Annotated in this window: 21 protein-coding genes; 6 read left to right on the forward strand and 15 right to left on the reverse strand. The window is 54.2% G+C overall.

Translation table 11 applies throughout. From position 1 onward, the window contains the following. Nucleotides 1–454: 454 nt before the first annotated feature. The 3 genes from FHC49_RS21975 to FHC49_RS21985 form a co-directional block, all read right to left on the reverse strand. Nucleotides 455–676 carry a lipoprotein gene (locus FHC49_RS21975; protein ID WP_035891258.1) on the reverse strand — a complete coding sequence of 74 codons (222 nt, stop codon included), beginning with the start codon at nucleotides 674–676 and terminating at the stop codon, nucleotides 455–457. A gap of 318 nt (nucleotides 677–994) precedes the next feature. Then, entirely contained in the window at nucleotides 995–4,105 is a 3,111-nt protein-coding gene (locus FHC49_RS21980; protein WP_220440861.1) for an efflux RND transporter permease subunit, read from the reverse strand. Nucleotides 4,106–4,117: 12 nt separating this feature from the next. Further along, entirely contained in the window at nucleotides 4,118–5,257 is a 1,140-nt protein-coding gene (locus FHC49_RS21985; protein WP_185669779.1) for an efflux RND transporter periplasmic adaptor subunit, read from the reverse strand. Nucleotides 5,258–5,617: 360 nt separating this feature from the next. Between FHC49_RS21985 and envR the strand changes: the two genes are divergently transcribed. Beyond that, entirely contained in the window at nucleotides 5,618–6,271 is a 654-nt protein-coding gene (envR, locus tag FHC49_RS21990; protein ID WP_185669780.1) for an acrEF/envCD operon transcriptional regulator, read from the forward strand. 121 nt (nucleotides 6,272–6,392) lie between these two features. Beyond that, nucleotides 6,393–7,226 (forward strand): MBL fold metallo-hydrolase, encoded by an 834-nt coding sequence (locus tag FHC49_RS21995; protein WP_220440862.1) that lies wholly within the window; start codon nucleotides 6,393–6,395, stop codon nucleotides 7,224–7,226. 83 nt (nucleotides 7,227–7,309) lie between these two features. Here FHC49_RS21995 and fis read toward each other — a convergent pair whose 3' ends face one another. The 12 genes from fis to FHC49_RS22055 all read right to left on the reverse strand — a co-directional run bounded on the left by fis (nucleotide 7,310) and on the right by FHC49_RS22055 (nucleotide 17,668). After that, entirely contained in the window at nucleotides 7,310–7,606 is a 297-nt protein-coding gene (gene fis / locus FHC49_RS22000) for a DNA-binding transcriptional regulator Fis (protein ID WP_000462905.1), read from the reverse strand. A 23-nt stretch (nucleotides 7,607–7,629) separates the two neighbouring features. Further along, a complete protein-coding gene (dusB, locus tag FHC49_RS22005; protein ID WP_185669782.1) occupies nucleotides 7,630–8,595 on the reverse strand; it encodes a tRNA dihydrouridine synthase DusB in 966 nt (321 codons plus the stop codon). Between the two features lie 326 nt (nucleotides 8,596–8,921). Continuing rightward, nucleotides 8,922–9,662 carry a carbonic anhydrase gene (locus FHC49_RS22010; protein WP_220440863.1) on the reverse strand — a complete coding sequence of 247 codons (741 nt, stop codon included), beginning with the start codon at nucleotides 9,660–9,662 and terminating at the stop codon, nucleotides 8,922–8,924. Between the two features lie 139 nt (nucleotides 9,663–9,801). Then, nucleotides 9,802–10,683 (reverse strand): 50S ribosomal protein L11 methyltransferase, encoded by an 882-nt coding sequence (gene prmA / locus FHC49_RS22015; RefSeq protein ID WP_220440864.1) that lies wholly within the window; start codon nucleotides 10,681–10,683, stop codon nucleotides 9,802–9,804. Nucleotides 10,684–10,694: 11 nt separating this feature from the next. Next, complete coding sequence (gene panF / locus FHC49_RS22020) at nucleotides 10,695–12,146, reverse strand: sodium/pantothenate symporter (protein ID WP_185669785.1); 1,452 nt, start codon at nucleotides 12,144–12,146, stop codon at nucleotides 10,695–10,697. Continuing rightward, nucleotides 12,136–12,378 (reverse strand): YhdT family protein, encoded by a 243-nt coding sequence (locus tag FHC49_RS22025; protein ID WP_220440865.1) that lies wholly within the window; start codon nucleotides 12,376–12,378, stop codon nucleotides 12,136–12,138. Before FHC49_RS22025 ends, panF begins: the two co-directional genes overlap by 11 nt. A 110-nt stretch (nucleotides 12,379–12,488) precedes the next feature. After that, complete coding sequence (gene accC / locus FHC49_RS22030; protein WP_185669787.1) at nucleotides 12,489–13,838, reverse strand: acetyl-CoA carboxylase biotin carboxylase subunit; 1,350 nt, start codon at nucleotides 13,836–13,838, stop codon at nucleotides 12,489–12,491. A gap of 10 nt (nucleotides 13,839–13,848) precedes the next feature. Further along, complete coding sequence (gene accB / locus FHC49_RS22035; RefSeq protein WP_185669788.1) at nucleotides 13,849–14,310, reverse strand: acetyl-CoA carboxylase biotin carboxyl carrier protein; 462 nt, start codon at nucleotides 14,308–14,310, stop codon at nucleotides 13,849–13,851. Between the two features lie 22 nt (nucleotides 14,311–14,332). Beyond that, nucleotides 14,333–14,785 carry a type II 3-dehydroquinate dehydratase gene (gene aroQ, locus FHC49_RS22040; RefSeq protein WP_220440866.1) on the reverse strand — a complete coding sequence of 151 codons (453 nt, stop codon included), beginning with the start codon at nucleotides 14,783–14,785 and terminating at the stop codon, nucleotides 14,333–14,335. A gap of 234 nt (nucleotides 14,786–15,019) precedes the next feature. Continuing rightward, the gene (gene msrQ / locus FHC49_RS22045; RefSeq protein ID WP_185669789.1) at nucleotides 15,020–15,619 is read right to left on the reverse strand and encodes a protein-methionine-sulfoxide reductase heme-binding subunit MsrQ; all 600 of its coding nucleotides are present in this window, start codon (nucleotides 15,617–15,619) and stop codon (nucleotides 15,020–15,022) included. Continuing rightward, a complete protein-coding gene (msrP, locus tag FHC49_RS22050) occupies nucleotides 15,619–16,617 on the reverse strand; it encodes a protein-methionine-sulfoxide reductase catalytic subunit MsrP (RefSeq protein ID WP_185669790.1) in 999 nt (332 codons plus the stop codon). The genes msrQ and msrP overlap by 1 nt, the downstream gene beginning before the upstream one ends. A 76-nt stretch (nucleotides 16,618–16,693) precedes the next feature. Further along, entirely contained in the window at nucleotides 16,694–17,668 is a 975-nt protein-coding gene (locus FHC49_RS22055) for an MDR family oxidoreductase (protein WP_220440867.1), read from the reverse strand. A gap of 219 nt (nucleotides 17,669–17,887) precedes the next feature. On the opposite strand from FHC49_RS22055, the gene csrD reads away from it, so the two are divergent. The 4 genes from csrD (at nucleotide 17,888) to mreD (ending at nucleotide 22,741) form a co-directional block, all read left to right on the forward strand. Beyond that, on the forward strand, nucleotides 17,888–19,828 hold the full coding sequence (gene csrD, locus FHC49_RS22060) for an RNase E specificity factor CsrD (protein ID WP_220440868.1): 1,941 nt from the start codon (nucleotides 17,888–17,890) through the stop codon (nucleotides 19,826–19,828). 305 nt (nucleotides 19,829–20,133) lie between these two features. After that, the gene (gene mreB / locus FHC49_RS22065) at nucleotides 20,134–21,177 is read left to right on the forward strand and encodes a rod shape-determining protein MreB (protein WP_000913396.1); all 1,044 of its coding nucleotides are present in this window, start codon (nucleotides 20,134–20,136) and stop codon (nucleotides 21,175–21,177) included. Nucleotides 21,178–21,245: 68 nt separating this feature from the next. Continuing rightward, nucleotides 21,246–22,253 (forward strand): rod shape-determining protein MreC, encoded by a 1,008-nt coding sequence (gene mreC / locus FHC49_RS22070; RefSeq protein ID WP_185669793.1) that lies wholly within the window; start codon nucleotides 21,246–21,248, stop codon nucleotides 22,251–22,253. Beyond that, the gene (mreD, locus tag FHC49_RS22075) at nucleotides 22,253–22,741 is read left to right on the forward strand and encodes a rod shape-determining protein MreD (RefSeq protein WP_185669794.1); all 489 of its coding nucleotides are present in this window, start codon (nucleotides 22,253–22,255) and stop codon (nucleotides 22,739–22,741) included. The genes mreC and mreD overlap by 1 nt, the downstream gene beginning before the upstream one ends. The last annotated feature ends 7 nt before the right edge of the window (nucleotides 22,742–22,748 follow it).

The following is a 22,748-nucleotide window of genomic DNA, read 5'->3' on the forward strand; positions in this document are numbered from 1 at the left end:
ACGTTGCATAGGTCGGGTCTCAGTCCAGGGCATAGCGAGTCTCCTCTTCTATGCCAGTTATAACTGTTACCCATGTATCCGGTCTAAAGTGTTACCTATGTTTCCGGTTTGTACCTGCGTTCGCCCGGGCTACAGACGGTGCTGGTAGCCCGGACGAGGCGTGTTACGCCGACTCCGGGATGGTGCACACTGCCGGATGGCGGCGTGAGCGCCTTATCCGACCTACAATAAATAGTATTCCTGTCTCATTGAAATATCCCTTTAGAAATAAACTCGGTGCTGAAAATAAGGCAGTGCTCGCTATCTCTTTATTATGATGAGGTATTTAGATTACTGACTGGAATTAAATGATGGGGGCTAAGTTGGTTAGAAATAAAAGCTGCGCCTATGCCATTCTGACGCTGCCAATAAGTAAGGGAAAGGGCCAGAAAGCGGGCGCCTTCTGGCCGTTGTGTTATTTGGTCAGTGCAACGATACCCAGCGTCAGGCCCGCGAGGGCAGCTGCACCACCGGCGATAGCACCCGCGGTTTCCCAGTTGTCCTGCGTCGTTCCTTTCATGCAGGTGTTGGTGTGAACCAGACGGCCCTGATCGTCATAAACGGGTACACAAGGGGAGTCATGCGCACAGCCAGCAAGCAGCGTTGCCAGCAGTGTCACCAGAATAAATTTTTTCATGATGTTGCCTCTAAATAATCCGTTTCATTACGCCAGAAATATGTCGTATTACGGAATGGCTTATTTTATCACCTGCGCTATAGCCTATAGATAGGGGGATTTATCTCAATTTATGTGGTTCGTAAATATCGTGGAGAAGAGAGGCTGAAAACGGTGGAATTATGCAGAAATGATGCAGAGGAAAATAACGAAATGACGAGTCGCGTAGCGTAACTGATGGTCTGGTGGCCTAACGCATTGAGCCCGCTGAACTAATCTTCCTGACTCACCGGCAAAAAGAAAGGCGCCTACAGGCGCCTTTTATCATGAGTACTCGTATTACTCAGAGTGTTTGGTAAAGCGGCGTTTAACCACCACAAAGAACACCGGCACGAAGAAGATTGCCAGCAGCGTCGCGGTCAGCATCCCGCCCATCACGCCGGTACCGACGGCGTTCTGCGCACCGCTGCCCGCGCCGTGGCTGATAACCAGCGGCATAACGCCGAGAATAAAGGCCAGAGACGTCATTAGAATTGGACGCAGACGCATACGTGATGCCTCGAGGGTGGCCTCGATGATGCCTTTCCCCTCTTTATCCATCAGGTCTTTGGCAAACTCGACGATCAAGATGGCGTTCTTCGCCGATAGACCGATGGTGGTCAACAGACCCACCTGGAAGTAAACATCGTTATTCAGTCCGCGTAGTGAGGCTGCCAGCAGCGCACCGACAACGCCCAGTGGCACAACCAGCATAACGGAGAATGGAATCGACCAGCTCTCATAGAGCGCGGCCAGGCACAGGAAGACGACGATCAGCGAGATGGCATACAGCGCAGGGGCCTGGTTGCCCAACAGACGTTCTTGATAGGACATTCCCGTCCAGTCGAAGCCGATGCCAGAAGGCAGCTTGCTGGCCAGCTGTTCCATTAGCGTCATCGCCTCACCGGTACTTTTACCCGGTGCCGCTTCACCGAGGATCTCCATGGATGGCAGACCGTTATAGCGTTCCAGACGCGGAGAACCATACACCCAGCGTGAAGTGACAAAGGCAGAGAATGGCACCATCTCACCGTTTGAGCTACGGACGTACATGTTGTTGACGTCGCCTGGCAGCATGCGGAATTTTGCGTCTGCCTGAACGTAAACCTTCTTCACGCGACCGTGGTCAATAAAGTCGTTTACGTAGTAGCCGCCCAACGCCGCAGAAATAGTCTCGTTGATGTCAGACAGCGAAACGCCCAGCGCCTGTGCTTTTTCCTGGTCGACATCGAGTTTGAACTGCGCGGTATCTTCGAGGCCGTTTGGACGCACGCGAACCAGCTGATCCGGATGCTGTTGTACCATGCCAAGAAGCTGGTTACGCGCCTGAGTCAGTGCCGTATGACCAAGGTTGCCCTGGTCAATCAGCTCAAAGTCGAAGCCGGTCGCCGTGCCCAGCTCGATAATCGCTGGCATGTTGAACGGGAAGACCATCGCATCTTTAATCTGGCTGAAGGCCATGGTGGCACGCTTGATAACTGATTCCGCGCTGTTTTCATCGCCGCTACGCTCATCCCACGGCTTCAGGCTTACGAACGCCATACCGGAGTTCTGTCCCTGGCCGCTGAAACTGAAACCGTTAACCGTAAAGACGCTCTCAACGTTCGACTTTTCGTTATTGAGGTAGTAGTGGGTCACCGTATCCAGTACCTTCTGAGTACGCTCCTGCGTCGCACCAGCCGGTAGCTGTACCATGGTCAGGAATACGCCCTGATCTTCATCCGGCAGGAAGGAGGTGGGCAGGCGCATAAACAGTACCGCCATCCCCACAACGATCAGCAGGTAGATAAGCAGGTAGCGCCCGGTGGCGCGCAGAATGCCGCTGACGCTATTGGTATAGTGGTTAACGCTCTGATCAAACTTATTGTTAAACCAGCCGAAGAACCCTTTCTTCTCGTAGTGATCTGCAGAAGCTGGTTTCAGCAGCGTGGCGCACAGCGCCGGAGTAAGGATCAGAGCCACCAGTACCGACAGCGCCATGGCGGAAACGATGGTTATCGAGAACTGGCGATAGATAGCCCCGGTTGAGCCGCCGAAGAAGGCCATCGGTACGAATACCGCCGACAGCACCATCGCGATCCCAACCAGCGCACCCTGGATCTGCTCCATCGACTTCTCGGTGGCCTCGACGGGCGATAGCTTCTCTTCGACCATCACACGCTCGACGTTTTCCACCACCACGATGGCATCGTCGACGAGCAGGCCTATCGCGAGCACCATCCCGAACATGGTGAGGGTGTTTATCGAGTAGCCGAACATCGACAGCACGGCAAAGGTTCCGAGAAGCACCACCGGTACCGCAATCGTCGGGATCAGGGTCGCACGAATGTTCTGCAAGAACAGATACATGACGAGGAAGACGAGAATAATCGCCTCAAATAACGTCTTAATCACTTCGTGAATCGAGATGGTTACGAACGGCGTGGTGTCGTACGGATAGACCACCTTCATCCCCTGAGGGAAGAACGGTTGCAGCTCTGCGAGCTTAGCTTTAATCGCATTGGCGGTATCCAGTGCATTCGCCCCGGTAGCCAGCTTGATCCCGAGGCCTGATGCAGGCTTACCGTTAATACGTGCGACCACGTTGTAGTTTTCGCCGCCGAGCTCAATTCGCGCGACGTCACTCAGATGAACGACCGAACCATCCGCGTTCACGCGCAGGGTCACTTTACCGAACTCAACCGGGTCTTTCAGACGCGTCTGCGCAATAATCGAGGCGTTCAACTGCTGGCCTTTCACTGCCGGCGTACCGCCCAGTTGGCCTGCTGCGATCTGGTCGTTCTGCACCTTCAACTGGTTGATAACGTCCACCGGCGTCAGGCTGTATTTGTTCAGCAGGTTGCCGTCGAGCCAGATACGCATCGCATATTGCGCACCAAAGAGCTGCACGTCGCCCACACCGTTCAGGCGACTAATAGGGTCTTTAACGTTAGAAGCAATATAGTCTGAAATATCGTCCTGTACGGTCGTTGGGTTATCAGAGATAAACCCGGCCACCATCAGGAAGCTGCTGCTCGACTTCTCTACGCTGATACCCTGCTGTTGTACTTCCTGCGGCAGTAGCGGCGTTGCCAGAGAGAGCTTGTTCTGTACCTGCACCTGGGCAATATCCGGATCGGTCCCTGATTTAAAGGTCAGGGTGATGGTCACGGAACCCGCAGAGTCACTGGTGGAGGACATGTACATCAGGTTATCGATACCGTTCATGTTCTGTTCGATAACCTGGGTGACGGTATCCTGTACGGTTTGCGCATCAGCGCCCGGATAGGTCGCGGAGATAGCCACCGCAGGCGGGGCGATCGTCGGGTACTGGGCGATAGGCAACTGCAGTATCGCCAGGCCGCCGGCAATCATCATGATGATGGCCAGAACCCAGGCAAACACCGGTCGATGGATAAAAAACTTAGACATTTAATCGGTACCTTATTGCGCAGCCGGAGCCGCGGTATCCTCTTCAGCCTTCACGGTGGCGCCAGGGCGAACCTTCTGCAGGCCGCTGACGATAACTTTGTCGCCGGCTTTCAGACCGCTGGTAATCAGCCACTGGTCGCCAACGGCCTGGGCCGCCACCACGCTGCGCGTTTCCACCTGGTTCTTATCGTTTACCAGCAGAACCGTTGCATCGCCGCGCGGTGTACGGGTGACACCCTGCTGCGGAACCAGCATAGCGTTTGGATTCACACCTTCATCAATACGAGCGCGAACGAACATCCCCGGCAGCAGTACGTGCTGTGGGTTCGGGAAAATCGCGCGCAGGGTGATGGAACCCGTGCTCTCATCGACGGTGACGTCAGAGAACTGCAGAGAACCTTTCAGCGCATAAGGCTGGCCATTTTCCATGAGCAGTTGAACGCTTTTTGCGTCGCCGCCCTGCTGCAAACTTTCTTGCTTGAGGCGCATAAAGTCGCTGCTGGACTGAGTCACATCAACGTAGATCGGGTCAAGCTGCTGTACCGTGGCCATGGCATCAGACTGGCCGTTGGTGACTAGCGCACCTTCGGTAACGCTGGATTTGCCGATACGGCCGGTAATTGGCGAGGTGACTTTGGTGTAGGCCAGATTAATGCGTGCGCTCTCCACGGCTGCCTTTGCCGCCATCACATCCGCATCGGCCTGACGTGCGGTAGCGACCGCCTGGTCATAATCCTGCTGACTGATGTACTGGGTGCCCAGCAGAGGGACATAGCGCTTTACCGTCAGGTGAGCGATTACCGCAGCGGCTTCTGCTTTAGTTTGATCGCCTTTAGCGCTGTCATAGGCTGCCTGGTAGGTTGCTGGATCAATTTGATAGAGAGATTGCCCGGCCTCAACATCGCTACCTTCGACAAAGTTGCGTTTGAGAATAATCCCGCTGACCTGCGGGCGAACTTCAGCAACGCGAAACGCGGAGGTCCGGCCCGGTAATTCTGTGGTGATGGACAATGGCGCGTTGTTCACGGTGTGAACGGTAACCTGAGGTGTTGGCGCATGCGCTTGTTGGCTTCCAGAATTATCGCAGCCGCTAAGTAATGCCGCAGAGATAATTAAGCTGGATAAGAGTGTAACCCTGGCGTGACTCGTCATTGCTGTTCCTTATAGATTGATAGCCAGGTTTGACTAAAAATCTGTGAAAGAAAGGGTGAATAAAAAAAGCAGTTCGTTATCCTACAAATAAACATCGGTGGATGTAAGGGATAGTTATTTTTGGACAATCACCAAAGGCACGGAAACGCAAAAATAGCAGGATTAGAGAATTTACGCAGAGAGAAAAGGAAAAGAATGCATTCATTGTGTGAATGTTAATTAATGATTCATGCATTGAGTGGATTTATTTATTTTAAGTATTTATCAAACTTTTTGGTAAATATTACGGTTAGTCTCAATGGTAAATTGAATTAATTGATTTTCCATCCACCGTGAATGTTGCGGTAAGTGACGCAGGCTATGGCCAGAAAAACGAAAGAAGAGGCGCTCAAGACGCGCCAACTGCTGCTTGATTCGGCAATCGAGCAGTTTGCACTGCGGGGCGTAAGTAACACCACGCTGACCGATATTGCTGATGCCGCTGGGGTAACGCGCGGCGCGGTGTATTGGCATTTTGCCAGCAAAAGTGAATTATTTAATGCAATGTGGGAAGAACAATTGCCGCTGCGTGATTTAATTCATCATAAATTGATACAAATAGAAAGCACTAATCCGCTATTAAACTTAAGAAATAAATTTGTCGTTGGTTTGCAATATATCGCGGAGACACCACGCCAGCGCGCCTTAATGCAGATTCTGTATCATAAATGCGAATTTAGCTGCGATATGATGCCGGAGCATGAAATCAGAGGGAGGATAGGTTTTAGCTATGATGCTATGCGAAATATATTGCAGGCCTGCGTACGTAACAGAATATTACCCATTGATACAAACGTTGAGATTGTATTGATCGTATTACATAGCGCATTTAGCGGTATTATCAAAAACTGGCTAATGAGCCCTCAGTCGTTCGATCTCTACCAGCAGGCTCCGCTACTGGTCGACAATATTATGGCAACCATCTGCGCCCAAAGTCTGTGGGCTGCCCGGCCCGCGCTGGTCGTTAACCAGTAACCGCCCGTCCTCTCAGGCAGGGAAGCCTGAAGATAATTCATCTGGCCTCGCTTGTGCTGTTCTCAGCTTTCGGCTTCTGTCATCTTATTATTCTACTCATCATCCCCGTAACGAGGTGTTTATGAACGTGATTTCCCGTCAGATTGGCGATTTTCTGGTGACGCCGCTCAGCGACGGTAATATGGCCGCGAGTCTCGAACTCTTGTCTGGCATTAGTACCACAGAGGCCGGAGAGATCCAGCGGCAGGCGGGGATTGCTGAGCCCGGAAATCTGCATATCTACGGTTATCTTATCCGCGGACGCGGACGAACGATTCTGGTGGATTCAGGAACCGGTGGCGTCAATAACGTAGGTGGGCAGTTGAAAACCAATTTGCAGGCCGCAGGCGTCCTGCCAGAAACGGTGGATACGGTGCTGTTGACCCACGCCCATCCTGACCATCTGGGGGGCTTGCTGGACGAGGAGGGCCTGATGGTTTATCCCAACGCCGAACTCTATCTACATCCGCTTGAGAAGGCATTCTGGCTGGACGATGCGCGATTTGCGCAGGCCAATGAACGTCAGCAGCGTAATTTTATTCGCGCGCGCCAGACGCTGGCCGCCTACGGTGAGCGTGTGCGCCTGCTGAGCGATGCGCCGATTGCTGAGGGGATTCACCCCGTTCCTCTGCCAGGGCATACACCGGGGCATACCGGGTTCAGAATTGATACTCCAGAGGACAGCTTGATTATCTGGGGTGACATCGTTCACTTCCCCTATATTCAGACCGCGCATCCTGGCGTGAGCATCGCTTTTGATATCGATAGAGAACAGGCGGAAGCGTCGCGTAAACGCATTCTGGCACAGGCGGCAGCGGAACAGTGGTTGGTGGCGGGGATGCACTTCGGTGGATCGGGCTTTGCGCGGGTGATTCCTGAGGCTAAAGGTTACCGAATCGTCTACGCTGAGGCGTAACACTGGCAATAAAACAGGCAATAAAAAAGGCGCTTCCCCATGCCGAGTAGCGCCTTCAAAATCAAGCAATTAACTGATTAGTATCAGTTCATGCCGTATTTTTTCAGTTTCTTACGCAGAGTACCGCGGTTGATGCCCATCATCAGGGCTGCGCGGGTCTGGTTACCACGGGTGTATTGCATCACCATGTCCAACAGGGGCTGTTCTACTTCAGCCAGTACCAGCTCATACAGGTCATTAACGTCCTGACCGTTCAGTTGAGCAAAATAGTTCTTCAGTGCCTGTTTAACCGAGTCACGCAGGGGTTTTTGGGTTACCTGATCCTGAGAGTTAACGGTAGAAACGGTCAGTACGTCAGAATTTACGCGTTGTTCGAACATAGTTCTGTCAGCTCTTTATTTCATTACGCAAGATTTTCGAAGTATGCCTCCAACGCCTCCAGCTGTACGCTGGCATCCTCTATGGCGTTGAATGTGCGCCGAAACTGGTCATTTGGAGCGTGCTCCTGGAGATACCAGGATACGTGTTTACGCGCAATTCGGTACCCTTTTGCCTGACCATAAAAGTCATGCAGTTCCCGAACATGCGAACAAAGCAAGCGCTTAACCTCTGCCAGTGGCAGCGGAGCAAGCAGCTCTCCAGTGTCCAGATAATGCTGGATTTCCCGAAAGATCCAGGGTCTTCCCTGAGCGGCACGTCCTATCATCAGGGCATCAGCCCCCGTATAGTCGAGTACAGCTCTGGCTTTAAGCGGGTCAGTAATGTCACCATTCGCGATAATCGGAATGGAAACTTTCTGCTTAACTGCCCGAATGCTGTCGTATTCAGCTTCACCATTGAACAAACAGGCGCGGGTGCGTCCATGAATGGTCAGGGCCTGAATGCCACAGTCTTCGGCCAGTTGGGCAATCTCTACACAGTTACGGTGTTCCGGCGACCAACCCGTGCGAATCTTTAACGTAACAGGAACGTCCACTGCGCTGACAACCGCCGTCAGGATTGACTTCACCTGATCGGGGTATTGCAGAAGGGCTGAACCTGCAAGCTTGCGATTCACTTTTTTGGCCGGGCAACCCATATTGATATCAATAATCTGGGCGCCACTTTCCACGTTGATACGCGCGGCATCCGCCATCTCTTCAGGCACGCTTCCGGCAATTTGCACGGTGCGAATACCTGGCTCATCAATGTGCACCATCCGAAGGCGGGACTTATCGCTTTCCCAGACCTGTGGGTTAGACGACATCATCTCGGAAACGGTTAAACCTGCTCCCATCTCGTAGCACAACGTCCTGAACGGCCGGTCGGTAATACCTGCCATAGGCGCTGCGATCAGTCGATTTCTGAGCTGGTGTTGTCCGATACGCATGAGTTAAGAAATGACCATACTGTGACTGCAAGGCGGCGTATATTACGCATTTTTTGCACGAGATGAAAGGCCAAACTTTAACCAATCCTCTGAGGTGGATCAAAGAATCGTAGTAAGCGTAAACGGTAATTAGGAATTAGTTATATAAATCATTGCATTAGAAATATATGATTATTTTATCTACGCGCATATTTTTGCGTAACTTCTCATTTTTTCTTCATCAGCAGGAGATTTGGCAAGATAATCTGCTGATTAAATCAGCAGATTATTGTGACATAGTGTGACTATGCTCCCATATTCAGAATATGATCGTGATGCTTTTCAGGCTACTCAACGACCACACGGCCGTTAAGCGGCTGGGTCGGCCGGTTGTTGTCATGATGCATCGTCTGGGCGAATTTTTTCAGCTGCGCTTCGGAAAGGGTCATCGGCTGCTTCAGGACAATCCAGGTCACGCCTTCAGAGCATGGCGGTGTGGTCAGGGAACCGCTGAATCGCCAGTAATGCTTATCGGTAGGCAGAAGCGTATTGAGGTCTAACTGCGCAGGTATACTCACTTCCTGTTCTGTTTTCTCCGGCACTGCGGCCCACAGTGCCTTCAGCGCCGCATTTTCTGCTCCTACGTCAAACATCACCGCCACGACCGCGGTGTTACCCTTTGCATCTTTGTGCACCAGATGAGCCTCCATGGCGTAGTGTTTGCCGTGAACGGTGTTTTCGCTTGGCGCATGGAAGTGGACCTGCTGGAGGGTAAACGGCGTGCCGTCAATCGCGACGGTATCGCTGGTGGTGCTCTTCAGGCCAGCCTGGACGGTATGTCCGTTATTGATGAGCGTGACCGGGCCGTCGGTATAGCGGACGTCCAGCGGCGAGAGATGTGCCGCCAGCGCGGTATCGATGTTAATCGGGGATTGGTTCATGCCGGTCTGGCAGGTTTTGAACTCCTCGCTGAGTGCGCCCCAGTGCTCGGGGGAGCCTTCTCCTTCGTAGCTCCAGTGGGAAGCAAAAACCGAGATGGGCATGATGCTGAGGGCCAGGATCGCCGCCTTGCCAAACGTTGTTTTCATACAATTCGTCCAATGAATAGTTAATGTGAATTTATGTTTTAACTTCAATGAGTTAAGTTTTTATTTTAACGCGTGGCGGTGGGCGATGGTGTACAAAAAGAGGGAAAAATGTGGCCTGCAAAGAGGCCACGGGAGGAGATTACTTCTTACGCCCGGTAATGCGGCACCACTCTTCTTTCTCAACGACAACGTCGAGGTCAAAGAGATCGGCGTAGGCTTCACAGACGCTTTCCGCCTGGCTTGCCAGGATACCGGAAAGCCCCAGCAGGCCGTCTGTAACCGGCAGCACGCTGATTAACGGTGCCAGCTCGCGTAATGGGCCTGCCAGGATGTTAGCGACCACCACGTCGGCTTTCATGGCCTCTGGCTGGTCCTGCGGCAGATACAGCTCCAGACGTTCGGAAACGCCGTTGCGCTGAGCGTTGTCGCGGCTGGCCTGAATCGCCTGCGGATCGATATCGATCCCGATCGCTTTGGCGGCACCCAACTTCAGCGCGGCGATCGCGAGGATCCCGGAACCGCAGCCAAAGTCGATCACCGTCTTGCCGGTTAAATCCAGCCCGTCCAGCCACTGCAGGCACAGAGAGGTGGTTGGGTGCGTGCCGGTACCGAAGGCCAGGCCTGGATCGAGCATCACGTTAACGGCGTTAACGTCCGGCACATCGCGCCAGCTTGGGCAGATCCACAGACGCTCGCCGAAACGCATCGGGTGGAAGTTATCCATCCACTCGCGCTCCCAGTCTTTATCCTCTAGCTGCTCAATTTTGTGGGCGAAGCCTTCACCCAGCAGCGGATGCTGTTCCAGGATGGCAACCACCTCTTTCATGTCGGTTTCTGCGTCGAACAGGCCGATAACGTCGGTATCGCCCCACAGACGCGTTTCACCCGGCAGCGGCTCAAAGACCGGCGTGTCATGCGTATCCTGGAAGGTAATGGAGACCGAACCGGCCTCCATCAGTGCATCGCTAAGATCTTCGGCATTGGCGCCGGTTGTGTTCAGTTTCAGTTGGATCCACGGCATGGCAAAACTCTTTATTTATCAGAAGAAATGACGGCAGCCTGTACGACGGGTTGACCAAAACGGTTCCCGACGACAAACGCCAGCAAACTTAGCAGCAGCGAGGGCACAATCGGATGGAAGCCCAGGTACTGAATATTAAATGTGGCCAGCACGGCATACAGCACGCCGCCGACGATCATCGCGCTCAACGCCCCAGCAGCGTTCGCACGCTCCCAGTACAGGCCGAGCACCAATGGCCACAGGAATACTGCTTCCAGCCCGCCAAAGGCGAGCAGGTTCAGCCAGATAATCATCTCTGGCGGACGCCAGGCGGCGAGCATCATCAGAATACCGAGCACCAGCGTCGTCCAGGTGGAGATGCGCTTAATGCGGTGCTCATTACGAATTTTAGTCGGGCTCGCGCTGAGCCACAGATCTTTAATGATGGTCGCCGACGCTTGCAGTAAGTGGGCGTTCACGTTCGACATAATAGCGGCCATCGGCGCGGCAAGGAACAGGCCAGCCGCCCATGGCGGTAATACCTGCACCATCAGCGTTGGGATCACCAGATCCGGCACGGTCAGGTGCGGCAGCACGGCACGGCCCAGCGCGCCTGCCAGGTGCATCCCCAGCATCAGCACCGCCACAACGATAGTGCCGATGATAATCCCGCGATGCACCGCCTTACTGTCTTTATACGAGATACAGCGTACGGCGGTATGTGGCAGGCCAATCACCCCGAAGCAGACCAGCACCCAGAAAGAGGTCATAAAGGTCGGTGTCAGGATGTCATCTGCGCCGTGCGGCGAGACCAGCTGCGGGTTTATCTGCTCCAGCGTATCCACCGCGTTATGCAGCCCGCCTGCGGCATGCACCACACCAACCAGCAGCACGATGGTGCCAATCAGCATCACCATGCCCTGCATGGTGTCGTTGAGCACGCTGGCACGGAAGCCGCCGAAGGCAGTGTACAGGGCAATGGTAATGCCGAAGATCAGCAGGCCGTTTTCATACTTAATGCCTGCCGCCGTCTCCAGCAGGCGTGCGCCGCCGATAAACTGCACCGCAATCGCCCCGACGAAAGCCACCAACAGACTAATACTGGCAATCCACACCACCGCACGGTTTTGGTAGCGCGCCTGCAGCATGTCATTGAGAGTAATGGCGTTATAGCGTCGCGCCAGAATAGCGAACTTCTTACCGAGTACCCCCAGCGACAACCAGATCGTCGGCACCTGGATCAGCGCCAGCAACACCCAGCCCAGCCCGTATTTATAGGCGGCACCCGGCCCACCGATAAACGAACTGGCGCTGATGTAGGTCGTCGTCAACGTCATGGCCAGCACAAAGCCGCCCATCGAGCGGCTGCCGAGGAAGTATTCGCTGAGGAAGGAACCGGTGCTGCGCTTACGCATGGCATACAGCGACAGGCCGAATACCACGAACAGGTAAAGCACGAGAACGACGATAATCTCAGTTTGCATCTTTATCCTCCAGCGGGATGTCGCGGAAGATAAAGCGGACCATCAGCCAGCACAGCAAAATAAAAACCAGCGGCATCAGCAGGCAGGCCATTTCAAACCAGTGCGGCAGGCCGGTGATACCCTGCGTGGAATCAGGTAAGTAAGCACACGCTAACCACGCAGCAAGATAGAGAAGGGTTAGCCACAGCGCCCAGCGCGCCTCTTTATGGGCCTGAACAAAACGCTTGTCCATTTTTTGTCCCTTGTGGATGAAGAAAGCGGGGATTGTACCGCAAGGCAAAGATGAGGGGAGAGAAAAAGAAAAAAGGCCGGAAAATCCGGCCTTTTGCTGCGATAACAGGATTATTTTTCCTGTAATCCGAGTTTTTTCTCAAGATAGTGGATGTTGGTACCACCATGCTGGAAGTTCTCGTCGGCCATGATACGCATCTGCAGATCAACGTTGGTTTTGATACCGTCGATGATCAGTTCCTGCAGCGCGTTCTTCATGCGAGCAATTGCCACGTCACGGGTCTCACCGTAACAGATGAGTTTGCCGATCATTGAGTCATAGTACGGTGGTACGGTGTAGCCAGCGTAGATATGAGATTCCCAACGAACGCCAAAGCCGCCCGGCGCGTGGAAGCGGGTAATTTTACCCGGGCTTGGCAGGAAGGTGTCTGGGTCTTCGGCGTTGATACGGCATTCTACCGCATGGCCACGGACATGGACTTCTTCTTGCTTGATGGACAGCGGCTGACCGGCAGCGATACGCAGCTGCTCTTTGATAAGGTCAACGCCGGTGATCATCTCGGTAACCGGGTGTTCTACCTGGATACGGGTGTTCATTTCAATGAAGTAGAACTCGCCGTTTTCGAACAGGAACTCGAAAGTACCTGCGCCGCGGTAGCCGATATCCACACACGCTTTCGCGCAGCGTTCGCCGATGTAGCGACGCAGTTCCGGGGTAATGCCCGGTGCTGGTGCTTCTTCGACAACTTTCTGGTGACGACGCTGCATGGAGCAGTCACGTTCAGCCAGATAGATAGCGTTGCCCTGACCGTCAGCCAGTACCTGAATCTCGACGTGGCGAGGATTTTCCAGGTATTTTTCCATGTAAACCATGTCGTTGCTGAAAGCCGCTTTGGCTTCCGCTTTGGTCATGGCAATGGACTGCGCCAGGTCTGCGTCGCTGCGCACGACGCGCATGCCGCGACCGCCGCCGCCGCCAGAGGCTTTGATGATAACCGGGTAGCCGATGCGTTTAGCATGAGCGCGGTTAACATCCATATCTTCGCCCAGCGGGCCGTCAGACCCCGGAACGGTTGGTACGCCTGCTTTCTTCATGGCGGTGATTGCGGACACTTTGTCGCCCATCAGGCGGATAGTGTCGGCTTTCGGGCCGATGAAGATAAAGCCGGAACGTTCAACCTGCTCGGCAAAGTTGGCGTTCTCGGAGAGGAAGCCATAGCCTGGGTGAATTGCAACAGCCCCGGTGATTTCAGCAGCGCTGATGATAGCCGGGATGTTCAGATAGCTTTTTACGGACTGAGCCGGGCCAATACAGACCGTTTCATCCGCCAGCAGTACGTGTTTTAAATCGCGGTCCGCAGTGGAGTGCACAGCCACGGTCTTGATGCCCAGTTCTTTACAGGCACGAAGAATACGCAGTGCAATCTCGCCGCGGTTGGCGATGACAATTTTATCCAGCATCTTCGCCTCGTTACTCGATGACGACCAGAGGCTCGTCAAATTCAACTGGCTGACCGCTTTCTACCAGGATTGCTTTCACAGTCCCTGCTTTGTCAGCTTCGATCTGGTTCATCATTTTCATCGCTTCAACGATGCACAGGGTGTCGCCCACGTTAACTTTCTGACCAACTTCCACGAATGCTTTAGCATCCGGGCCTGGAGTGCGATAGAAAGTACCAACCATCGGGGAACGTACGATGTGACCACTGATTTCAGCTTTAGCCGGAGCTTCAGCTGCAGCTGGTGCAGCTGCTGCAACAGGTGCTTGCGCTTGCATTACAGGTGCTGCGTAGGCCTGCTGCATCACTGGAATACCGGTGTTTGGAGCAGAGCGGCTGATGCGCACTGACTCTTCACCTTCAGAAATTTCCAGTTCGTTGATGCCAGACTCTTCGACCAGCTCGATCAGTTTTTTAATCTTACGAATATCCATGAGTGGGTTCCGTACTCTTTGTTTAGTTTGATTGTGACAGGCGTTTTACCGCCGTCTGTAAAGCGTATGAATAGCCGTCAGCGCCGAGTCCGCAGATAACGCCAGAAGCGATATCAGACAGATACGAATGATGGCGGAATGGTTCGCGCGCATGAACGTTGCTCAGGTGGATCTCGATAAACGGGATGCTCACCGCCAGCAACGCATCGCGAAGGGCAACGCTCGTGTGCGTGAACGCGGCCGGATTAATCAGGATATAGTCAATATTGTCTTTAGCCTGATGAATACGGTCGATGAGGACGTACTCGGCGTTGGACTGCAGGCTGTCGAGCGTGACGTTCAGGGTTTCAGCTTCCGCGGTTAAGCGGCTTACGATCTGGGAAAGCGTCAGCGTGCCGTACTTCTCTGGCTCACGGGGGCCTAACATATTCAGGTTCGGACCGTTCAAAAGCAAAATGCGAAACTTGTCAGTCATTGTGCTGCTATCTCCTGCAATTCTCGGGTAAAAAACAAAATATACCTTCGATGCGCGATTGTCACCTTTTCAGGGGGGTAAAAACCCTGTCAGGAAAACCAAGGTCGCACATTATAACTATTTCGTAGCATTTGGCAGCTAAATACTGGTCTTATCAGGGAAGATTATCAACTGCTATCGTGTAAAGAACGTCTGACTATAAGAGAATTGCGGTAAACCGCACATATCACGAAACTAGCGCCACCACTGGCGAAACTTCTTATAACGGCAGGCTAAAAGCACGATCGCGATGGCCGCGTAGATAACCGGTTGTGGTGAGATAATCTTTACCGACCACAGGAAATGTATCGGCGCGAGGATCGCCACAAGATAGACGAAGTTATGCAAAAGCTGCCAGCGTCGGCCTAATTTTCGCTGCATAGCCTGGGTCGATGTTACCGCCAGAGCCAATAAAATCAGCCAGCAGGCAAATCCCAGCAGAAGATAGGGGCGAGTCACAATTTCCTGACCTAATAGCGACAGATTGCGAATACCCAGTTCCAGAACGCTGTAGCTGGTGAGGTGGATGCTCGCCCAGGCAAAGCACCACAGTCCCAGTAGTCGACGGGTGCGAATCAACAACGGTTGTTTAGCGTAGCGCGCCAGCGGGGAGACCAACAAGGTCGCCAGCAGCAATTTCAGAGCCATCCTACCGGTAAAATGTTGAATGTCCTTTACCGGGTCGGCGCTTAGCTGGCCCTGAGAGACGGCCCAGAACAGCCAGACGAACGGCAAAAATGCCGCAAGATGCAGGAAAACCTTCAGCCAGGTGACCTGTGTCGCCGTTAAACGCATTAAAAATTCTCCCGCAAATTCATCCCACGATAGAGCGAAGCCACTTCATCGGCATAGCCGTTAAACAGCAGCGTTGGTTGACGCTGTACGTCGAGAATGCCGCCAGAACCGATAAAACGCTCCGTCGCCTGAGACCAGCGCGGGTGATCGACGTGTGGGTTTACGTTGGCAAAGAAGCCGTATTCATCCGGCGCGGCCAGGTTCCAGGTGGAATCCGGGCGCTCGCGGGTCAGCATAATGCTGACAATCGACTTGATTCCCTTAAACCCGTATTTCCACGGCACGGTCAGACGAATCGGCGCACCGTTTTGCGGCGGCAGCGCTTTGCCGTAAACGCCGACGGTCAGGAGCGTAAGCGGGTTCATGGCTTCGTCCAAACGCAACCCTTCTATATAAGGATAGGCAAGACCGCCACCGATAAATCGGTCCTTCTGTCCAGGCATGTTTTCTGGGGAGTAGAGCGTTTTAAAGGCCACGTACTTCGCGTTGCTGGTGGGTTCGACGGCGGCGAGCAGTTTATGCAGCGGGAAACCGATCCACGGCACCACCATTGACCAGGCTTCCACGCAGCGCATGCGGTAGATACGCTGTTCCAGCGGGAAGCGTTTGGTTAAATCGTCATGATCGAGCGTCAGCGGTTTTGCCACCTCGCCGCCGATGGTCAGTTTCCACGGATTCATGGGCAGGCTTCCGGCGTTCGCGGCAGGGTCGGCTTTATCGAGGCCGAATTCATAGAAGTTGTTGTAGCCGGTGACTTTGTTTTCTGGCGTCAGCGTCAGCTTGTTCTGCCATTCATCGGGCTTGCTGAAGGTCAATGGCTGCCCGGAAGGCGCTGGTGGGCGATCGTTTCCTTTAAACCAGTCCGTCAGGCTGGAGGCATGCAGTGGAAGTGAGGCAGCAGCGGTGCTGATACCAAGCATCTTCAGCACCTGGCGGCGCTGGAGCATAAAAACAGACTCGGCGGTGACATCTGCTTCAGTTAATTTACGGGCTTTCATGACTTCCTCCGGCAGGCTTTTGGTAAGCATGGCGGAGGAGTCAAATTAACGCGAGTGTGCTTTGAAAAATAAGTGCTTAGTCAATTTTGACCAGGGTGCGGCCCTGAATCTGGTTGCTGATGATTTTATCTGCAAATTCAGGTGCTTGAGAAAGGATTATCTCCGTTGCGCTCTGGGCGAAGAAGGACTCAGGCAAATCGGTAACCAGACGTTTCCAGGCCTCGGCGCGACGTGCTGCCGGGGTCATGACCGAATCCACGCCCTGCAGGCGAACATTACGCAGAATAAATGGCATCACGGTAGTCGGCAACGCAAAACCGCCGGCCAGGCCGCAGGCCGCCACGCATCCGCCGTAGTTCATCTGCGCCAGCACTTTAGCCAGCACTTTATCGCCCACGGTATCGACCGCACCTGCCCAAATCTGTTTTTCCAGCGGGCGGGTTTCCGCGAACTCGTCACGGCCCAGAATACGGCTCGCGCCCAGCGCGCGCAGATAGCTATGGGTGCTTTCACGGCCTGACACCGCTGCCACCTGGTAACCGAGCTTGTGCAGCAGGGCGATAGCGGTACTGCCCACGCCGCCGCTGGCGCCGGTTACCACGATTTCACCGTCTTCAGGACGTACGCCTGCATCTTCCAGCGCCATTACACACAGCATGGCGGTGAAGCCTGCGGTGCCGATGATCATGGCTTTACGACCATCCAGGCCTGCCGGCAGCGGTACCAGCCAGTCGCCGTTCACGCGTGCGCGCTCGGACAGACCGCCCCAATGGTTTTCGCCCACGCCCCAGCCGGTCAGCAGCACCTGCTGGCCTGGGGTAAAGCGCGCATCATCGCTGGTATGCACCGTACCGGCGAAGTCGATGCCTGGCACCATTGGGAAGTTACGGATGATTTTCCCTTTCCCGGTGATGGCGAGCGCGTCTTTATAGTTCAGGCTGGACCACTGAATATCGACGGTGACGTTACCCTGCGGCAGCAGGCTGTCGTCGACGGCCTTCACTGCGGCGATAGTTTTGCCATCCTGCTGTTCTAAGATGAGTGCCTGCATAACCCTTCCTTACATGGACTGATAGTGAAAAAAGTTACCGGGGACTATACTCGGTTATCATTATTTGTTGGCGATTTGGCGCAATAAATTGCCAGATCCTCCAGGTTTGGTAGTATGCCGCCCTGGTTTGATATGTTAGTGCTTACTTCTAATCGTAATGTACTGGCGCAGGCGCCCGACACTCATCGGGGACGATTAACCTACGGAGTTAACACAGGGATGCGATTAACGACGAAGTTCTCAGCCTTTTTTACGCTCTTAACCGGGCTTACCATCTTTGTGACGTTAATCGGCTCCTCGCTGAGTTTTTATAACGGCATACAGTACAAGATAGCCAATCGCGTGCAGGCTGTGGCGACCGTGCTGGATAACCGCCTGGTTAATACGCCGTTCGACAAGCTCGACCATCAGCTTGATGAGATCATGGTGCCGCTCGATATTGTCCGCGTCGATTTCACGCTCAACGGCAAAGCGCTGTTCCACCATAGCCGCGGCAGCAGCTATCAGCCGGCTGGCAGCCACTATCAATTCCGCGAAATGGAAGTCCCGTCGCTCAAACATCCCGGCATGATGATTCATTTGGTCTATCAGGACCCAATGGCCAACTACTTTCGCTCGCTCATGACCACCGCGCCGCTGACTATCACCATTGCCTTTATGGTGCTGGTGGTATTTATCGCCGTACGCTGGCTACGGCGACAGCTGGCCGGGGAAGAGCTGCTGGAGCTGCGCTCTATTCGCATTCTTAACGGCGAGCGCGGGCCGAAAGCCAAAGGCAATATTCATGAATGGCCCGCCCGCACCAGTTCGGCGCTGGATATGCTGCTTTCGGAAATTCAGTTTGCCGGCGAGCAGCGCAGCCGCCTGGATACGCTGATCCGCTCCTATGCGGCCCAGGATTCGAAAACTGGCCTCAGTAACCGTTTGTTCTTTGATAATCAGCTGGCGACGCTGCTTGATGACCAGGAAAACGTTGGCTCCCACGGTATCGTGATGATGATCCGTCTGCCGGACTTCGACTTCCTGCGTGACAACTGGGGCCGTGCCGCAGCGGAAGAGCATGTCTTTACCCTTATCAATCTGCTCTCTACCTTTATTATGCGTTACCCCGGCGCGCTGCTGGCACGCTATCGCCGCAGCGACTTTACCGTTCTGCTGCCGCACCGCACGTTAAAAGAAGCGGACAGTATCGCCGGGCAATTACTCAAAGCCATTGATGGGCTGCCGCTGGCGAAGATCCTCGATCGTGATGACATGATGCACATCGGCATTTGCGCCTGGCGTAGCGGGCAGACGACCGAGCAGGTGATGGAACACGCGGAAGCGGCAGTGCGCAATGCCGTGCTGCAGGGCAGCAACAGCTGGGCGATTTATGATGATTCATTACCGGAGAAAGGGCGCGGTAACGTCCGCTGGCGCACCCTGATTGAGCAGATGCTCAGCCGTGGCGGCCCACGCCTGTATCAAAAACCGGCGGTCAACCTCGACGGCAGCGTTCACCACCGTGAACTGATGTGCCGTATCTTTGACGGTAAAGAAGAGGTGATTGCCGCAGAATACCTGCCGATGGTGCTGGAGTTTGGCCTTGGCGAAGAGTACGACCGCCAGCAGATCACCCGCCTGATCCCATTCCTCGGCTTCTGGCCGGAGGAAAACCTGGCTATTCAGGTAACGGTTGAGTCGCTGATCCGCCCGCGTTTCCAGCGCTGGCTGCGCGATACCTTGATGCAGTGTGAAAAATCGCAGCGCCGACGGATTATTTTTGAACTTGCAGAGGTAGATGTCTGTCAACATATGACGCGTTTACAGCCAGTCGTCCGTTTAATCCATGCATTAGGCGTTCGGGTTGCAGTAACGCAGGCAGGTTTAGCCTTAGTCAGCACCACCTGGATTAAGCAGCTCGACGTTGAGCTGATTAAGATAGATCCGGTGCTGGTGCGAAATATTGAAAAGCGCAGTCAAAACCAGCTGTTAGTACAAAGTCTGGTGGAGGCCTGTAAAGGAACATCGATACAGGTTTTCGCGGCGGGCGTGCGCAGTCGGGGCGAATGGCAGGAGCTGACCAAATGCGGAGTTTTCGGCGGTCAGGGCGATTTTTTTGCTGCTTCCCAGCCACTTGACTCAAATGTGAAAAAATATTCGCAAAGATATTCGGTTTGACCTGCTGTTTAACGTGTTTATCACGTAGAATAACGCGCGCGGTTTTTTCCGGGAGTGTGCATGTCTGCTCGCCGGGAAAAAAGACGCACCATGCATGTGGCGACCTTTGACAGGTACAAATCCAGGATGGAGCGGCAGTGAGTCTTCCTGCACTGAAGGACTCAGGTTGGATTTGTAACAGAGGTAACGAACTGCACTAATTTTCACCGTTGCAGATGATTTTTGCGCCTTGTCGCTGCTGCGTGTGGTTGGTAAAGTAAGCGGATTTTATTTTTCCGCCCCAGCTTTCAGGATTATCCCTTAGTATGTTGAAAAAATTTCGTGGCATGTTTTCCAATGACCTGTCCATTGACCTGGGTACCGCGAATACCCTGATTTATGTAAAAGGACAAGGCATCGTATTGAATGAGCCTTCCGTAGTCGCCATTCGTCAGGATCGTGCCGGTTCGCCGAAAAGCGTAGCCGCCGTGGGACATGACGCAAAACAGATGCTGGGCCGTACGCCAGGTAACATCGCGGCTATTCGCCCGATGAAAGACGGCGTTATCGCTGACTTCTTCGTGACCGAAAAAATGCTCCAGCACTTCATCAAACAGGTTCACAGCAACAGCTTTATGCGCCCAAGCCCGCGCGTACTGGTCTGTGTACCGGTTGGCGCAACGCAGGTTGAACGCCGTGCGATCCGTGAATCTGCTCAGGGCGCTGGCGCCCGTGAAGTGTTCCTGATTGAAGAACCGATGGCCGCAGCAATTGGTGCAGGCCTGCCGGTTTCTGAAGCAACCGGCTCCATGGTTGTGGATATCGGTGGTGGTACCACTGAAGTGGCCGTAATCTCCCTGAACGGCGTGGTTTACTCCTCCTCCGTACGTATCGGTGGCGACCGCTTCGACGAAGCGATCATCAACTACGTTCGTCGTAACTACGGCTCTCTGATCGGTGAAGCAACCGCAGAACGTATCAAGCACGAAATCGGCTCCGCTTATCCGGGCGACGAAGTGCGTGAAATCGAAGTTCGTGGCCGTAACCTGGCAGAAGGCGTTCCGCGTGGCTTCACGCTGAACTCTAACGAAATTCTCGAAGCGCTGCAGGAGCCGCTGACCGGCATCGTGAGCGCAGTGATGGTTGCACTGGAACAGTGCCCACCAGAACTGGCTTCCGACATCTCCGAGCGCGGTATGGTTCTGACCGGTGGTGGCGCACTGCTGCGTAACCTCGACCGTCTGTTAATGGAAGAAACCGGTATTCCAGTTGTCGTTGCTGAAGATCCGCTGACCTGCGTAGCGCGTGGCGGCGGCAAGGCGCTGGAAATGATCGACATGCACGGCGGCGACTTGTTCAGCGAAGAGTAGTCAGCATGAGGTTCAGGGTAGCCAGAAGGCTACCCTCAATTTCACTGACACGAGAATACGCATAGCCTATGAAGCCCATTTTTAGCCGTGGCCCGTCGCTGCAGATTCGCCTTATCCTGGCGGTGCTGGTGGCGCTGGGTATCATTATTGCCGACAGCCGTCTCGGTATGTTCAGTCAAATTCGAACGTACATGGATACTGCCGTCAGTCCTTTCTACTTTGTTTCCAATGGTCCTCGTGAACTGCTCGATAGCGTCTCGCAAACGCTGGCTTCACGCGATCAGCTCGAACTCGAAAACCGTGCACTGCGCCAGGAACTGCTGCTGAAAAACAGCGACCTGCTGATGCTCGGTCAGTACAAGCAAGAAAATGCCCGTTTACGTGAACTGTTAGGTTCACCGCTGCGCCAGGACGAACAGAAAATGGTGACGCAGGTGATCTCAACGGTTAACGATCCCTACAGCGACCAGGTGGTTATCGACAAAGGCAGCGTGAACGGCGTTTACGAAGGCCAGCCGGTGATCAGCGATAAAGGCGTTGTGGGTCAGGTTGTGGCCGTCGCTAAGCTCACCAGCCGCGTGCTGCTGATTTGCGATGCCACTCACGCGCTGCCGATTCAGGTTCTGCGTAACGATATTCGCGTGATCGCCGCCGGTAACGGCTGCACGGACGATCTGCAGCTGGAGCATCTGCCGGCCAACACCGACATTCGTGTGGGTGATGTGCTGGTAACATCCGGCCTGGGCGGACGTTTCCCGGAAGGCTATCCGGTTGGCGTCGTCTCGTCTGTTAAGCTGGATACGCAGCGCGCGTACACGGTGATTCAGGCTCGTCCAACGGCAGGCCTGCAGCGTTTGCGCTATCTGTTGCTGCTGTGGGGTGCGGATCGTAACGGAACTAACCCGATGACCCCGGAAGAGGTGCATCGCGTCGCCAATGAACGTCTGATGCAGATGATGCCTCAGGTGCTGCCGTCTCCTGAAACCATGGGGCCGCAGCTTCCCGCTCCGGCAACCGGGTTAACCACGCCGCCTGCGGGTACGCCGCCACCGCAACCCTCCGCAGGGGGGCAATAGTGGCAAGTTACCGTAGCCAGGGACGCTGGGTAATCTGGCTCTCGTTTCTTATCGCACTGCTGCTACAGGTTATGCCCTGGCCGGACGACCTTATCGTTTTCCGGCCAAACTGGGTGCTGCTTATCCTGCTTTACTGGTCACTGGCGCTGCCGCACCGCGTGAATGTTGGCACGGGCCTCGTGATGGGTGCCATACTGGATCTCATCAGTGGTTCAACGCTTGGCGTGCGTGCGCTGTCGTTGAGCATCGTGGCGTATCTGGTGGCGCTGAAGTATCAGCTGTTCCGCAATCTGGCGCTCTGGCAACAGGCGCTGGTAGTTATGCTGCTCTCGCTCGCGACGGATATTATTGTTTTCTGGGCAGAGTTTTTAGTGATCAACGTCTCTTTCCGACCTGAAGTGTTCTGGAGTAGTGTAGTAAACGGCGTGCTCTGGCCGTGGATATTTCTTCTGATGCGGAAAGTTCGCCAGCAATTTGCCGTTCAATAAGGTCGTT

This window comes from Kluyvera sp. EC_51, assembly GCF_019584505.1.
In the GTDB taxonomy this organism is placed as follows: domain Bacteria; phylum Pseudomonadota; class Gammaproteobacteria; order Enterobacterales; family Enterobacteriaceae; genus Kluyvera; species Kluyvera sichuanensis.

Excerpts from the sequence above, each read along its gene's own strand:
- FHC49_RS21975 (WP_035891258.1), bottom strand. The coding sequence starts at position 676 with ATGAAAAAATTTATTCTGGTGACACTGCTGGCAACGCTGCTTGCTGGC.
- FHC49_RS22055 (WP_220440867.1), bottom strand. The coding sequence starts at position 17,668 with ATGCAGGCACTCATCTTAGAACAGCAGGATGGCAAAACTATCGCCGCA.
- FHC49_RS22010 (WP_220440863.1), bottom strand. The coding sequence starts at position 9,662 with ATGAAAACAACGTTTGGCAAGGCGGCGATCCTGGCCCTCAGCATCATG.
- FHC49_RS21995 (WP_220440862.1), top strand. The coding sequence starts at position 6,393 with ATGAACGTGATTTCCCGTCAGATTGGCGATTTTCTGGTGACGCCGCTC.
- FHC49_RS22025 (WP_220440865.1), bottom strand. The coding sequence starts at position 12,378 with ATGGACAAGCGTTTTGTTCAGGCCCATAAAGAGGCGCGCTGGGCGCTG.
- panF (WP_185669785.1), bottom strand. The coding sequence starts at position 12,146 with ATGCAAACTGAGATTATCGTCGTTCTCGTGCTTTACCTGTTCGTGGTA.
- fis (WP_000462905.1), bottom strand. The coding sequence starts at position 7,606 with ATGTTCGAACAACGCGTAAATTCTGACGTACTGACCGTTTCTACCGTT.
- msrP (WP_185669790.1), bottom strand. The coding sequence starts at position 16,617 with ATGAAAGCCCGTAAATTAACTGAAGCAGATGTCACCGCCGAGTCTGTT.
- accC (WP_185669787.1), bottom strand. The coding sequence starts at position 13,838 with ATGCTGGATAAAATTGTCATCGCCAACCGCGGCGAGATTGCACTGCGT.
- aroQ (WP_220440866.1), bottom strand. The coding sequence starts at position 14,785 with ATGACTGACAAGTTTCGCATTTTGCTTTTGAACGGTCCGAACCTGAAT.
- mreB (WP_000913396.1), top strand. The coding sequence starts at position 20,134 with ATGTTGAAAAAATTTCGTGGCATGTTTTCCAATGACCTGTCCATTGAC.
- csrD (WP_220440868.1), top strand. The coding sequence starts at position 17,888 with ATGCGATTAACGACGAAGTTCTCAGCCTTTTTTACGCTCTTAACCGGG.
- msrQ (WP_185669789.1), bottom strand. The coding sequence starts at position 15,619 with ATGCGTTTAACGGCGACACAGGTCACCTGGCTGAAGGTTTTCCTGCAT.
- mreC (WP_185669793.1), top strand. The coding sequence starts at position 21,246 with ATGAAGCCCATTTTTAGCCGTGGCCCGTCGCTGCAGATTCGCCTTATC.
- FHC49_RS21985 (WP_185669779.1), bottom strand. The coding sequence starts at position 5,257 with ATGACGAGTCACGCCAGGGTTACACTCTTATCCAGCTTAATTATCTCT.
- FHC49_RS21980 (WP_220440861.1), bottom strand. The coding sequence starts at position 4,105 with ATGTCTAAGTTTTTTATCCATCGACCGGTGTTTGCCTGGGTTCTGGCC.
- accB (WP_185669788.1), bottom strand. The coding sequence starts at position 14,310 with ATGGATATTCGTAAGATTAAAAAACTGATCGAGCTGGTCGAAGAGTCT.
- envR (WP_185669780.1), top strand. The coding sequence starts at position 5,618 with ATGGCCAGAAAAACGAAAGAAGAGGCGCTCAAGACGCGCCAACTGCTG.
- dusB (WP_185669782.1), bottom strand. The coding sequence starts at position 8,595 with ATGCGTATCGGACAACACCAGCTCAGAAATCGACTGATCGCAGCGCCT.
- prmA (WP_220440864.1), bottom strand. The coding sequence starts at position 10,683 with ATGCCGTGGATCCAACTGAAACTGAACACAACCGGCGCCAATGCCGAA.